At 55.1% G+C, this 13952-nt stretch carries 10 protein-coding genes; 2 read left to right on the forward strand and 8 right to left on the reverse strand.

Annotated elements, in window-relative coordinates; all coding sequences use genetic code 11:
* Positions 1-290: 290 nt before the first annotated feature.
* Positions 291-1265 carry a replication initiation protein gene (locus KLP40_RS20745; protein ID WP_215595757.1) on the forward strand — a complete coding sequence of 325 codons (975 nt, stop codon included), beginning with the start codon at positions 291-293 and terminating at the stop codon, positions 1263-1265.
* 19 nt (positions 1266-1284) lie between these two features.
* Here KLP40_RS20745 and KLP40_RS20750 read toward each other — a convergent pair whose 3' ends face one another.
* Positions 1285-1767, reverse strand: a complete 483-nt coding sequence (locus KLP40_RS20750) for a hypothetical protein (RefSeq protein WP_246559072.1) — start codon at positions 1765-1767, stop codon at positions 1285-1287.
* Positions 1768-2059: 292 nt separating this feature from the next.
* Between KLP40_RS20750 and KLP40_RS20755 the strand changes: the two genes are divergently transcribed.
* Positions 2060-5218, forward strand: a complete 3159-nt coding sequence (locus KLP40_RS20755; RefSeq protein ID WP_215595758.1) for an N-6 DNA methylase — start codon at positions 2060-2062, stop codon at positions 5216-5218.
* A gap of 81 nt (positions 5219-5299) precedes the next feature.
* Here the strand turns inward: KLP40_RS20755 and KLP40_RS20760 are convergent, their stop codons facing one another.
* The 7 genes from KLP40_RS20760 to KLP40_RS20790 form a co-directional block, all read right to left on the reverse strand.
* Positions 5300-5620 carry a hypothetical protein gene (locus KLP40_RS20760; RefSeq protein WP_215595759.1) on the reverse strand — a complete coding sequence of 107 codons (321 nt, stop codon included), beginning with the start codon at positions 5618-5620 and terminating at the stop codon, positions 5300-5302.
* Between the two features lie 21 nt (positions 5621-5641).
* Positions 5642-8356 carry a TrlF family AAA-like ATPase gene (locus tag KLP40_RS20765; protein WP_215595760.1) on the reverse strand — a complete coding sequence of 905 codons (2715 nt, stop codon included), beginning with the start codon at positions 8354-8356 and terminating at the stop codon, positions 5642-5644.
* Positions 8357-8611: 255 nt separating this feature from the next.
* Positions 8612-8818: an antitoxin VbhA family protein gene (locus KLP40_RS20770; RefSeq protein ID WP_215595761.1), complete on the reverse strand. Its 207-nt coding sequence runs from the start codon at positions 8816-8818 to the stop codon at positions 8612-8614.
* 109 nt (positions 8819-8927) lie between these two features.
* Positions 8928-9554 carry a hypothetical protein gene (locus tag KLP40_RS20775; RefSeq protein ID WP_215595762.1) on the reverse strand — a complete coding sequence of 209 codons (627 nt, stop codon included), beginning with the start codon at positions 9552-9554 and terminating at the stop codon, positions 8928-8930.
* Positions 9555-9851: 297 nt separating this feature from the next.
* Positions 9852-10760, reverse strand: coding sequence for a DUF5712 family protein (locus KLP40_RS20780; RefSeq protein ID WP_215595763.1), 909 nt, complete (start codon positions 10758-10760; stop codon positions 9852-9854).
* On the reverse strand, positions 10760-11329 hold the full coding sequence (locus KLP40_RS20785) for a BfmA/BtgA family mobilization protein (protein ID WP_215595764.1): 570 nt from the start codon (positions 11327-11329) through the stop codon (positions 10760-10762). The genes KLP40_RS20780 and KLP40_RS20785 overlap by 1 nt, the downstream gene beginning before the upstream one ends.
* A gap of 457 nt (positions 11330-11786) precedes the next feature.
* The gene (locus tag KLP40_RS20790; RefSeq protein ID WP_246559074.1) at positions 11787-13409 is read right to left on the reverse strand and encodes a type IV secretory system conjugative DNA transfer family protein; all 1623 of its coding nucleotides are present in this window, start codon (positions 13407-13409) and stop codon (positions 11787-11789) included.
* Between the last annotated feature and the right edge of the window lie 543 nt (positions 13410-13952).

Here is a 13952-nt window from a genome sequence, read left to right on the forward strand (position 1 = left end):
CTAAAAGCCTTTTTCCTCGCGCGAATCACAATTTGTGTTATTTGAGCTATTTGTTCTATTTGTAGGGCTCACAACTAATTGATTTACAAATAAATACAAGCACTAAACCAAACCTTTGATTCGTTAACCCGAACCTTTGATTCGCGAAAGTGAACCTTTGATTCGTCAAAACCGAACCTTTGATTCGTCTGAACCGAACCTTTGATTCGTTAATTACAACTTATAACACGAACGGTTATTTTTATTAGTTCGTCTTTGCGTAATATTGCCCGTAAACCCATGTGTAGGCTATGAACACTCCCTTAGAAGTTCGTCACCATAACGCTATTACGACTGCTCGTTACGAGTATAGTGAGTTGCAAATGGACCTGTTTTTCTATTTGCTTTCTAAACTTCGTAAGGATGACACCTCCGGGATATACGAGATTGTAGTAAAGGACCTTAGCGAAATTACCGGCAAGAAGTACGCTTACAATTATCTGCGTAAGGCGACGGAAGCAATGGGCTCCCGCATGTTTGAGGTCATGACGGAAAAGACCTACGAACAAATTTGGATGTTCCAAGGCGTCAAGTACATGATTGGAGAAGGACGGATTGAGGTAAGGCTGTCTGAACTTATTCGGCCCTATCTATTCGACCTCAAAAACAACTTCACCAGCTTTGAGCTGCTGTCGGCGCTTCGCCTCACTAGCAAGCATGCAAAGCGTATTTACACCATTTGCAGCCAGTGGAAGGATGTAGGAGAAACCAAGAAATTTGACCTGCTGGACTTCAAGAAAATGCTCGGCCTAGTGGATGCAAAGGGCAAAGAAGAGTACGCCGAGGTTTCAATGTTCAAGAAAAAGGTGCTCGACGTAGCGGTTAAGCAAATCAACGAGCATACAGATTTGAGCATCGGCTACACGCTGGAAAAAAAGGGCCGTGCCTTCAAGAATGTAGTTTTCACGGTCAAACCGCAAGCCGTGGACGTGGTGGCCACACTGCCCGACCTGGGGGCCACGTCGCAACCTCTGCCGGGGGTGGCCGCACACCAGGTCGAGAACGCCGGCCGCTTGCTCGCGCAGCTGAGCATCACCACGCCCGAACTGGTGGCACAAATTCTAGGCAGCCCGGCGCACGTTGCCGCCTGCAACAAGTTTGCCCACGACCTGAAAACCGGCAAATACACCAAATCGCATTCACTCTCGGGTCTGCTGCTCACTGTTCTCGGAATCAAAAAAGCCAGCAATGGGCCACTGTTTGACAAGCCCACCAAAGCCCGCTAAGCGAGGCCTCACCTCTCTCCTATTTGCCAAAAACCCGCTGCCAAAATCCCTTGCGGGCGGGCTCAGCCATGCGGGCGGCAATCCCTTCGACTAGCTGGGTCAGCTGCTCTACCTGCACCTGCAGGTCGCGGGGGCTGGCCGGCAACTGGGATTGAGTGAGCTGGCCCTGACAGAAGGAACGCACGTCTTCATTTACAAACTGGCCCATCGTCTTACCGGCACGCTGAGCGGTTTTCTCCACGATGGCCCGCGTTTCCAAATCTACCCCCCTAATGGCCCAAAGGCCGGTATCTGGGGCCTTACGGGGCCTCCCACCCTTCGCTTTGGGTTTTGTTGTGTTTTGTTTCGGCTCTATTTCGGCCGTTTCAACAGGCGCTAAACTTAACTCCGGTTCTGTTGCCGCGTTTTCAGGAATTGTTAAACTCAACTCAGGTTCTGTTGCGGCTCCTGCATCAGGAGTTATACTTAACTCCGGTTTTGTTGCTCCCTTCGGCTGGCTCATCGGGTTCTGTTAAACGTTTAGTTTAACAGCTAAACTAGCAATAAATAGCCCGATTGAATTTGTGCAACTAAACATCAGGTTTAGTTATCGCAATACAATACACTATTAGCCAGAATTTTACAATAGTGCACACTATACAATGAGGGTGCTGCCTATACCATACCGCTGCGACCGAGCCTATTCAGGAAGTGCTTGCATTTACGCCGCTAACTGATTTAGCTTGCTACTTTTGTTAGTCTTATAGATTGAAAACTTAACCCACCAGACTTTGCCTCGCACCTCACTGCCCACAATGACGAATGAACAGATTTTTGTAGAGCTACGGGACAAAAGCTCTAATTGGCAAAATGAAGAGGAAGTACGAGTTGGTTGGGTTACCACCCTACAACAGGCGCTGGGCATAACCTTCGACCTAGAGCGTGGCCGCCGTGATTCTAGCTACAATAACCTCATTATTGAGTTCAAGGATAAGGGGCTTTTCTACGGCCGAACAGATAGTGCCAAGTTCAAGGAAGCCATGGACGACCGCCTGGCCAAATACATTCCAAGGGCAGCGCGTCAGGATGGCCTCGACGCTAGCAACTACATAGGCATTGCTATTGATGGCGAACACCTAGCCTTTGCTCAGTGGGTAAATGGCCAGCTAGAGCCTGGCCCACTATACCCTTTGTCGGCTACTTCCGTGGGATTGGTAGTTGACGCCATTCAGGCGAACTTCCTCCGGGCTGTCACCAGCTCGAACCTAATAGAAGACTTTGGGCCTAATTCTCCGGCCGGTATGGCCGTAATGCGGGAATTAGCCGCTCTGCTTTCGGCCGCGCTGGCTGAACCAGACGGGAACAAAATCACCATGCTCTTCCAAGAGTGGCGCACACTCTATGGGCAAATTTCGGATGCTGCCCGCCGTGCCGCTGCTGCGAGCCAGGCGCAGCTCAGATTTCAGGTGCAGGTGCCGGAAGAGTTGCTAATTCCGGCTAGCCTATTCATCATCCATACCTACAACTCGCTTTTAATGAAGCTGCTGGCAGCTGAAATTATAGCGAGCCATGGGCTTACCTCGTTTCGTTTTTTCAGTCAAAGCATCTTGGCTCAGGATGAAGCTGCTTTGCCTGGTCTGTTGGCCCGCGACGTTGAGGGGGGAGAATACTTCAATGCAGCTGGAGTAAAGGGGTTTGTTGAAGAAGCTATTTTCTCCTGGTACCTCTCCGCTTTCCAAGAGGGGGCTACGGGCCAGCCATTGCTGGCCGCTATTCGGGCTCTACTGTCTAGGCTGTCGTTGTATCGCACCGACAAGCTAGAAGCTGCCCAAGCGAACGACGTACTTAAAAGCTTTTACCAAAACCTTGTTCCTGAGGTGCTTCGCAAAAGCCTGGGCGAGTATTATACTCCCGACTGGCTGGTAAAATACAGTGTAGACAAGGTAACGCCGGCCTCGTGGCTAGGGGTGCGGGTACTCGACCCTACGTGTGGCTCTGGGTCGTTTTTGCTTGAAGCAATCCGACGTAAACGGGCCGCAGCAGTGCTTGCCGGTACTGGCAGCCTTGAATTGCTGCAAGAATTGGCTCACACGGTATGGGGGTTTGACTTGAACCCACTGGCGGTGCAAACGGCACGGGTGAACTACCTTATTGCCGTGGCCGACCTCCTGGCCGCTAATCCTGGCCATGAGTTTGAAGTTCCGGTGCTCCTGGCCGATGCGGTGTACTCGCCGGCCCGCCAGCCCTACGAGGCGGAAGACGTGGTACGCTATCGGGTTGGTTCGGAAGTAGCTGACCTAGAAGTAGCTTTGCCGGCTGAGCTTGCGCTTGACCGGGTGCGCCTTGATAGGGTGTTTACTGTTCTGGGGGCTGAAATTGAGCGAAACCATGAACCTGCTGAGGCGCTGCAAGCATTGGTGCGCCGCCATGCTCTAACGGCTAGTGAGGTAAGCAGCTGGACCGGGCCACTAAGCCAAACCTACGGCAACGTATTAGCCCTGCACCGTCGCAACTGGAACGGTATCTGGTTTCGCATTGTGCGCAATTTCTTCTGGTCTGCCACGGCTGGCCAGTTTGATATCGTAGTAGGCAACCCACCATGGGTGCGCTGGGCCAACCTGCCGGCACTCTACCGGGACCGGGTAAAGCCCACCTGTGAGCAGTACGACATCTTTTCTTCTACTCCCTTCAGCGGGGGCAACTCCCTGGATATTTCCGGGCTGATTACCTACACGGTGGCGGATAAGTGGTTAAAGCCAGAAGGAAAGCTCGTGTTTGTGCTCACGCAGACACTGTTTCAAAATCCTTCATCGGAAGGATTCCGGCGCTTCCGCATCAATGATACGATGCACCTAATTCCACTTGAAATAGATGATTTAAAGGCTCTTAAACCATTTGCAGACGCTGCAAATAGTACGGCTGTCGCTGTCTTTCAAAAGACGGAAACCGGTCGCAGTCCCTATCCGGTGACGTATCGAGTATGGGACCGCATCGGGACGGCTTCAAGAAATATTCCTGCTGCAAGTTCGCCCGCGCAGGTTATGGCGCGCATTGAGTTTAAAACCATGGAGGCCAATCCAGTAGGCGGAATCGGTTCGCCCTGGGCTATCCTCCCACCTGGCCGCCATGCGCAGCTTGACATTCTGCAAGGCACTTGTGATTGGGTGCAGGGTCGCAAGGGTATAACGGCCGACCTTAACGGAATCTATTTCGTGCCCATTTTGGCCGAAAATGCTGGGCTGAATCGCGTCCAAATCGAAACCCGGCCGGAAGCAGGCAAAACCGACCTTGGCCCTAAACGTCGGTTTTGGGTTGAACCTGATTTGCTGTATCCCCTCCTTAAAGGAGCCTCTGACATTGCCCCTTGCCGCCTCACTCGTGAGCACGAATGGTTTGTATTTGTGCCAAATACAGGCATTCTACGCCGAAATTATGAGGCAGCTGCCGACTTAGTAGAGGGTACTTTGCCTCTCACGCTCCGGTACTTTGAAACCTATCAGGCAACGCTTGAACGGCGCTCTACTTACCGGCTCCGAATGAAGAATGCCCCCTTCTATGCCATTTACACGGTAGGCAATTACACGTTTGCGCCTTACAAAGTGGTGTGGGCTGAGCAAGGAAAGTTTGGGGCTGCTGTGGTGACTTCGGCACCTGTTCCACTACAAGGAAACAAACCGTTTATACCTGACCACAAGCTATTTTTCGCTGATTTCTACGAGGAAGCGCCCGCCTATTTCCTGTGTGGCCTACTCAATGCTCCTTGTGTGAAAGAGTACATAGAAAGCCATTATATCTCCATCCAACTAGGCGACGTGTTCAAACACATGACTTTGCCTCCTTACGATGCGGCGGAGCCTCGGCACGTAGAACTAAGCGAGCTGGCCAAACAGGCTCATTTATGCCCTGAGGCGGAATATCCGGGTGAACTAGCTAGGGTTCTTGCTCTTGCTGACAGCATCCTATTGGGTGTCTAAAGGATAGGTTTTATCCGCTAGCATGGCGTAAAACGCAAAAGCATCTTACTGATAGTAAGATGCTTTTGCGTTTTACAATTACTACGGTTGCTCAAAGCTGAACGGCGTCGGGGGCTGCTGGTGGTAAATATCTACCCGGTTCACTCCGTCCCGGATGGTGCCGGCTTCATCGAGCACGATAGAGGCCGGGAAGGCAAAGTGCTCGCGCAGCTGGGCCGCGTCGATGGGGTCGGTAAAGGCGTAGTGCAACTCGCCCCCCGGGTCGGACCGCCACCCGTCATCGTGCCACCACTGGGCCGGGCGGTTGCCCTGAGCTAGCAGATACTCGATGACCGGGCGCAAGTGGCCGGTGCGCGGGTCGTGGCCGGGGGCTCCCTGGGCGGCTAGCTCTGTTTTGGTCATATTATCTGATAGAAATAATGACTAGAAATTATACTTAGCGCGACGTCGAGCAAAAGCTTCCTTACCTCCTTCAAGCACCTTCTCAACTAATTGATGGACGGGCGGTGTCTCCAAAGCACCACTAGTGCCAATTCGAATGTGGTCGTGCTCGTATGCTAGCCCAACAATTAAGTCTGCGTCTCCCAATACTGGTACGTTAGCATTGTGAGTGGCAAACAGAAACTGACGCTTTTGCTTCTGATCTTTGATGATAGGAACGATATCATCAGCAATGAAGCGGTTATCAAGATCATCCTCAGGCTGGTCGATCATCAGTGGGACAGCTGAATCCAGTAGCAGAAGCCGCAATACAGCAGTTGCTCTTTGCCCTACCGACAGCTCAGCCAGAGGACGCCATACTGATTCAGATGCACCAACTTCTGCCACGTTTAATTCTAAGTCAGTAGAGGATGGAAGGTCTAATTCTTCCAATCGCATACAAGCATCTCCACCGATGCCAGCCAATTGCTCTGCTTGCCCAGCAGTCAGCCCATAATCCTGTCGTAGTATCGTTATCTCGCTCCGGCGACAAGCCTCAGCTAGTCCTACCAATGAAAGGTCAGCTTTATTATGCAGGGCATCTAAGATTACATTGTACTTCTGTCCACCTTGGTTATTAGCTGCCATAGCATCCCGAACCAATTTCACCAATTCACTACGGGGCGTAAGGTGCGTTACTCGCACTCTAACTCGGTTCCCGAGTTTGCTTGTAACCTGACTTGCCGTGCGTACTAAGTCGCGCTGCTCATCACCTAACAACCCCTGATACTCAGTTAGTAAGTTGCGTCTACGCTGACGTAGGCCTTCCAATTCAGCCTGTTGCACGGTTTGCTGCTTCTCAATATGTTGAAGCTGGTCAATGTCCTTAGCTAGCTGCAGGTATTCAGAACCATCTATTTTGTCAGCCTGCAAGGCACGGAGTTGAGCTTGCAATTCTTCATCAGCAGCTGTACGCAGAGGCTTCCATGTCCTCTGTACTTCGTCTATCTGTGCACGAGTCGCGGTCAACACAGACTCCAAATCAGTAGTTGTGCGCTGAAGGATGGCCTCTACATTTTGAAGTGACTCACCTATTTTAGCTAAAAGTTCGGCATTAGGAAGGCCTGCAAGTGCAGCAGGAGTTAATCCATCATGGTCAAGTGGATAAGCTCCCCGCAACACCTCTAGTGCCTCCTGTACAGGCTTGAGTCGTGTGCGGCCAATTTGGAACAATGTACCCTCCCGTTGCCAGCGTGTATTGGCATCTAGTTTAGATGGCAGACCCGCTTTTTCATATTCGGCCAAGCGCAAGTTTAGAGCTGGTAAGCGGGATAACCGCTCGTCATTAACTGCTATTTCATTTTCTAGAGCTAGCAAGCGCTGACGTGTTTCACCTAATTCTTTTTGCAGAGTTTCTTTCTGAATAGCAGTAGCGGCTGCCCGAGCAGGCAAAAAGGGTTTCAGCAGCGTAGTTAGGTGTGTAGGGTCTTTGGCTAATTCAGCGATTTCGTGTTGACCATAAATTTCCGGAAGCTGTCGCAGCACATCTATTGGCTTCACGTCCAGCACGTCGCCGTTTTCATCACGCACTTGCGCCGGTCCGGGGTAGGCACGTTCAATAAGGTATGCCACTGGTGCAGGCGTATGGCGCAGCACCGCCACTGAAATTTTTCCACCATTCCGCAACATCGCTTTTACAAGGCTATCGTGGTTACGGCGAGCTTCTAACCCTGCTACGGGCGAGTCAAATGCATAACGCAATGTTTCTAGGATAGAGGACTTACCTGTGCCTCTTCCTCCAATAAGGACATTTAAGTTAGTATTGAAGTGAAGCCTCAAACCGTCAAGTAAGCCTCCTTCCCAGGCCGCACCAAGTATTTCCATATGGCCATCAGGGGCCGTTTCGCTATCGAGGCGGATGCGTGGTGTAGGGTCCAGAAAGGCTTGCCGTAAACCTTCGACTGTCAGTTCAGCCAGCTTTATATTACTAGATGCGCCGGCTTTGCTTACCTGCTCAGGGCCATTGATATCGCCTGCATTAATCAATGCCATTAATCGCTTTCTGTGATAGTCCGCCTGGCCATTTTGAGCTATATCTAACTTTCCTGGAAGTAGATCTGCAATGCCGCCTGGGATAGCAGCTGCATAAAGCTTGTCGCATTTCCACGGTTTACTGCTACGCTCTCCACCATCCCATAAGATGCCGTTAGCAAGTGTCACATGGGCAGCAATACAGATACCATCCCATTCTGTCTGCACTTTATGGACTAAATCGTCCATCGTCTTTACACCGTCTCCATTGTCACCATTAGGTACCGGCCCTGTGATACCACGTAACTCGCCGGCCAGTAGATCCAATCGAGACAAATCTGTTCCTGGATTGAAAATACAGAGTACATGATGTCCAAGGTTAGTTGCCGCCTCAAATCCTGGGAACACGGTAATACCAGCAGCTTTAGCCGCTTCCTGTAAACCTGCTCCTGTTCGTGCTCGCCAATGATCAGTGATAGCTATGACATCAATATTAGCCTCCTGCAAAGCAGATACAAATGCAGTATTATACTCTTCCTCTGTCTCATAGTCATTTGCCTTTCCATTTTCCTTGGTATAGGCGAAAGGATTAACCTGCAAAGCACACCGGTAGAATTGTGACCCATTAAGTTGGGCAAGTGCTTGGCGAATAGGATGAGTATCAGGAAGACCGAAGGAGAAATTCATGTGCTAAAGGTAGAATACCTGTCACTATTTCAAATCCCCATCATCACTTCTTCAGACTAATAAAACTGGATTTTAGGGGTAGTTGGGGTAGATGCTTTTCCTCTCTGGTTCCTGGGAAAAGTTGATTAACATAAAAACGGTTCTCGGACCACTCTTGGAATCGGTGCGGTTTTTTGCCCTACGGCCCCGCCGCCTGGCCGTGGTATTTTTCCGCTTTGGGCCTTCTTCCAACGGGGCGGATGTACACGCTAAGCCCTACGCCCGGTCGTAGTACCGGCGCAGCTCCGCGCTGCACTCGGCCAAGCTCAACTCCCCGGCCACGTAGCGCCGGTACAGCCGCTGGCCGAACGGGCTCAGCGGGGGCAAGCCCTGGGCGGCTTTCAGGGCTTCCACTTCATCGAGTAGCGCCTGGCGCTGGGCCGGGGTCTGCTCGGCCGGACCAAATCGTTCCGTTGTATCCATCGGTAAACAAATAGGGGAAAACTGCCGACTCGGCGCAGCTGCTGGACCTGCTAAGGCGGGAAGCAAGGGGCGTACTAGACTAGGAACGGAAAACAACGCTAAGCAGGGCCTATCTACTGTACAGCCTCCGGCACGCCAACCAGCTGCGGGCCTCGCGCTCGGCCTGCTCGTGGCCGGTGAGGTGCGGCGGGTCGGCCGCTGGGTCGTCGCGCTGGGCCAGCGCCTCGTGCACGGTCAGCAGGTAGAGAATCCGGTTCCGCTTGTAGGGCCAACGCTGCAGCAGCGCGTCCAGCTCCTGCACGGATGCCTGGTAGGCCTGCGGGTCGCGCCGCAGCTGCGCGGCCGTGTAGCGGGGGCGCATGGCGGGTCGGTTGTGGGGCCGGGGCTGCGCGGGGGCGAAGTTCAGGGCCTTCGGCTGCCGGGGAGCCTGGGGGGAGCGGTGCGGCCCCTTGCCGGTCGGCGGGCCTTGCTTGCGGCGCTGGCGCTCGGCTAGCGCGGCCTCGGCCAGTGCTTGGTGCTCCGCGAAGCGGGCGGCTCGGCCGGGCTCTACCCGGCGCATCATGCGGCGCCAGTCCAGCATGTGCGCGTGGACGTTTTCCCGGTTCTCCGCCCATACCGCCTCTTGTTCCCAATGGGGTGCCCCGTTCTCGTAGAAAGCCCGCTGCACGCCCAGCAGCGCCACCGTGCGCGCTTGGTTGTTGGGCCACTGTTCCAGCAACTCGTCCAGCTCGTTCATGCCCGCTAAGTAGGTCGGATAGTCCCACCAGCTGTACAGGGTGTAGGCTGGCCGGGTGGGGTCGCCTCGGAAGGTTTTCAGCGGACGAGTATGGCGGCAAAACTGCCGTTGAAGCTGTCTTTTTTGAGTGCCTGTCATTCCCTACTATACGCAAAAAAGCCCCTTTTTGCCGGTATAAAGGGGCTTTTTAGGAGGCTATTTTACAAGAAAAGCCTGGCGGTTAGCCAAGCTCTCCAAGGGCAATAGGTGTGCGGAACAATAGGCCGCAAATATAGGCATCGGCAACTGGCGGGGGCGTTACATACCAAGTCCCCGGCTGCGCTTTATCTGGGGGGCCGGACGCTCGACGGTAGGGGTAACGGCTTGCTCCGGCGCGGGTACCGGGGCCACGGCGCGCTGCTCGGCCACGGCCTGCTGCGGCTGCCGCTGCTCGGCGGCCTGCTGCAGTGCCTGGCGTTGCTGCTGCTCGCGCAGGGCCTGGCCGCGCAGCGCCGCGCATTCCTCCGGGGTGCCGTGCTGCATCGTGTGGGCGTAGCGGAACGTCTCGCTCAGGGGCCGCTCGTAGCCGAACGCCTGGTCAAAGGCCTGTTCTACCCGCTCCGAGTATTGCTTGCGCTCGAAGCCGCCCACCACTACCCCGCGCCTCGTGTCCTTGTGGTTAGTCAGCGGGCTCAGGTGGTAGGGGTTTTTCCGGTCCAGCTCGCCGGCCTGCTTGCGCTCGGTGTAGCGGGCTAGGTTCTCGGTGCGGCTGACCAGGACGTGAATGTGCGTCTGCTCCCCTTCCTTGGTCTGGCCCCGCTTCACCTCGCCCACTTGCACCGCCCGGTCCTGGGGGCCGGTGGTGCGCTCGTGCTCCACTTTGGCGAAGTACACCAAGTCGCGGCCCTCAATACCTTTCCCAAAATTGGAAGCGTACTGCTCCATCGCCGCCCGGGTGTAGTCTTGTAGCTTCTCCAGGGAGCTGCCAATGTGGCGCAGCTCCGCTTGGCTCGGGGCAAGTATCACTTGGTAGTATTTGTCGGCGTCGCGGTTCAGGTTGCGCTTGTTGCGGTCGAGCGTGGCCACCACCTCGGCGGCGGGCACGTCCTCCCGGTCGAGGCTGAACCACTGCCCTTGTACCTCCTTCTCTAGATACTCCACTAGGCCCGCGCAGCTGCCGGTGCGCTGGGACAGGCCTTTGCCGGAACTCGGAATTTTGGCAACCATCAGGCGGGCGGATTGGTGGAAGCAGGGGGCGGTGGGGTAGCGGGGGCTGGCGTCGGCGTGGAGGCTCGCGGAATGAACTGGGCCGGGTTCAGTTCCCGCCCGAGTACGGTCGTGAGCACCTTGCGCAGCGGGGCCAACTCCGCCAGGGCGGCGTAGCTGGGGGCGGCACTGCTCAGCAGGTTCGGGTGCCGGTACTCCGGCTTGAAGCCCTTGCGAACCACCGCCGTTAGCCACTGCTCCACGTCCGTCAGCTGGGGCTCGGTCAAGTCATTCGGGCCGGTGGCCCACTGGTGCAGGGCCTGCACGTCGGTCAGAATGGGCTTTAGATAGGCCTTCTCCTGCTCCCGGATAAATCCAATGGTACGCTTATCCAATTGGTCGAGCTTGGCCGTGAGCTTGGCTAGGCTCGTGGTCAGGTCCGGGCCGGTAGGCTGGCGCGGGTCGGCCTTGGTCACCCGGAAGTACTGCACCATCGCGGCCAGCAGCTCGGGGTTGCTCAGCTCGTACTCCTTGGCCAGTTGCCGGAAGCCTTCGTAAGCGGCGGCCTCGGCCCGTATTGTTTTATCCATGAACTCGCGTTTGAACTCAAATTAGTATTGATAATCAGTAGCTTGCATACGCATGTACTCGTTATGAGTTCATTATATTTTCCCTTTTGTTTGATTATCAACTACCTAACATAGAGCGGAACGCTATGAAGTGCAGCGAATAGCGTTCCTGCTCGCTTCTGTTCCAGAACGACGATGGTAGGGGTACGTCCGCGCCGTTAAGGGGTTGCCTTTCCCGGTTCCGGTTGACTAGGCTAGCAGAACAAGAGGGAAGAAAAGCCGCTCCGCACCTGGTACTGCCTCCCGGCTGCCCCTGCTTCCTGGCCTGTCCTCAGCTTAGCTTTTAGGAGTTACCTAGCGGCTCTTCCCTGGTTGCTCCCAAGTCGAAAGGATAGGTTTGGTCAGTGCTCAGGAATCGGCCAGCCGCTGCCCGGTTCTCCAAAATGTACTACCTTCCTGTTCCCGATTCTGGTCTACCCTACAGGCCAGCTAGCGGTCCTTCGTCCTCGTCGTTGGTTGGGTGGCTTGGTGCTGGGGTTGTCGCTGAGCTGGCCAGTACCGGCTGCTCGGGCTCCTGGCTGGGACTGGCCGGACCGCTTACGATGGCCCGCACCTGGGCTTTGATGGTTCCGAAATTTTGGGCGACCTCGGCCGGGCTGGCTTCCTGGAACGGGGCAATTTTTACGGCCTTGCTGGGCTCGGCTCGGAAGGTGGCGCGGAACTCCGGGCGGCGGCTCTCCACCACTAGGCCCGCGAACTCGCCCACGTCGAAGCGCATCACCTGCTGGGCCTCCAACTTGTCGCGTTGCTGGATGCTCACCGACTTGCTGGTGCTCGTGGTCCGGGTGCTCGGCTTGAAAATGTTCAGGGGGTCGCTCTTGCTTTTGCCCGACGTCGTGGAGCGATATTCCTTGTCCACCTTCCCGAACATTTTGCTCACCCGCTCGGCCGTGGCCGTGTTGGTGGTGCGGCCCCAAAACTGGTTGCCGAGGTTGGCCAGAATCATCTCCGATTCCTGCCGACTTGTCAGCGCCTCCATCTGGGCCACGTCCTGCACGGCGTACACGGTGGCCACTTTGTTGCTGCGGGCGGTGGCCGGCAGCTGGGCGAAGTTGGGAATAAAGAGGGTCGGCGCTTCGTCGAGCAGCACTAGGCTCGGCAAGCGGCCCTGCTGGTTCAGGCGCTTGATGGCTGTGGCCACGATGAGGGAAATGAGCGGGGAAAAGGTCGTGCTCAGGGCCGGGTCGTTGCCCACCACCAGGACGCCCGGCGTCTGCGCGTGGTTCAGGTCGAGCGGCACCTGGTCGCCGCTCATCACCCAAAAAATCTCCGGCGTGTTGAGCACGGCTAGGTAATTCTGAATGGTCGAGAATACCCCGGCTAGCGTGTTTTCCGATTTGCTGGCGCTGGCAATCGAGGCAATGAGGCCGCGCACTTCCTCGTCCTGCTGCAGGGTGGCCAGCAACTGCGGCGCGTCGGCCTCGAGAATCATGCTCACGGCGGCCGGCAAGCTGCACTGCTCGGGGTGGTTGCGGCGCAAGTACCAGATGCAGCCGGCCAGCAGCACCTCGCCCGACTGAATCCAGAAATTGCGCTGCTGGGCGGCTTTGGCGTCGAGGTTGGTGATGATAGTGGCCGCGGCCTCGCGGGCAAAGCTGGCGGTGGCCAGCAGCTGCGGGGCGAGCGGGTTTACTCGGTGGCTGCGGCTCAGGTCGGTGAAGTTGACGAAGTAGGGCGTTACGGCCCCTCCGGCGTAGCTGCCGGCTACTTCCTCGGCCAGCGTGGGAAACTTGAAGTCATAGACGACGCCCGTTAGGCCGGCCGCGCCCGCTTGCTGCAGGATGGGCTCAATAATCGACTTGCTTTTGCCACTGCCCGCGCCGCCGGCAATGAAGGTGCCCCGGAACGGGTTCCCTAAACGCACAACGGGGCCGCTGGTGGTGCGCAGCACGAAATTCAGCGGCTGGTTCCCGCCTGCGGCCTGCGCGGCATTCTGGGGGCTGGAAACGCTGCGGTAGAGGTTCCAGCCCAACCAGGCCAGCAGCAGCAGCGTGGCCAGCCCGCCTAACCAGGTGGAGGCGATACCAGCGAGCAGGAACAACCCGACAAACCGGCCAAAAGAATCAAACGGCTCGTCTGGGGGCTCCCGTAAGCCAATGGCTCGGTACAGGCCGCGAGATACAGCGGGTAGTGCTCGTTCCAGTTTGCTGGCTGCGAGCTGCGTGATAAAACCGAATAAGAGAGCTCCAAGCAGGACGAATAACCAGTGAAAAAAAGTAGCCATAGAAGCTCGGTAGTGTATTCGGGTAGCAATACGGCCAGGAAGGTACAAATACCAGGAAAATGGCTGTCTAAAGGGGCATTTTTCAGTACAAAGCTGGCACCGAATTGGGGATTTATGCTAACAGATACCATTGATTACCAATTACATATAATTTACTTAATATTCGCAAATTACTGGCTTCTACGACTTTGCTGTTTTTGTTTGGGCTGCGCCGCATCGCCCATCACCAAGTTCTAAAAGCCTTTTTCCTCGCGCGAATCACAATTTGTGTTATTTGAGCTATTTGTTCTATTTGTAGGGCTCACAACTAATTGATTTACAAATAAATACAAGCACTAAACCAAACCTTTGATTCGTTAA

The sequence above is a fragment of the Hymenobacter piscis genome, from assembly GCF_018760735.1.
GTDB classification, from domain to species: Bacteria; Bacteroidota; Bacteroidia; order Cytophagales; family Hymenobacteraceae; genus Hymenobacter; species Hymenobacter piscis.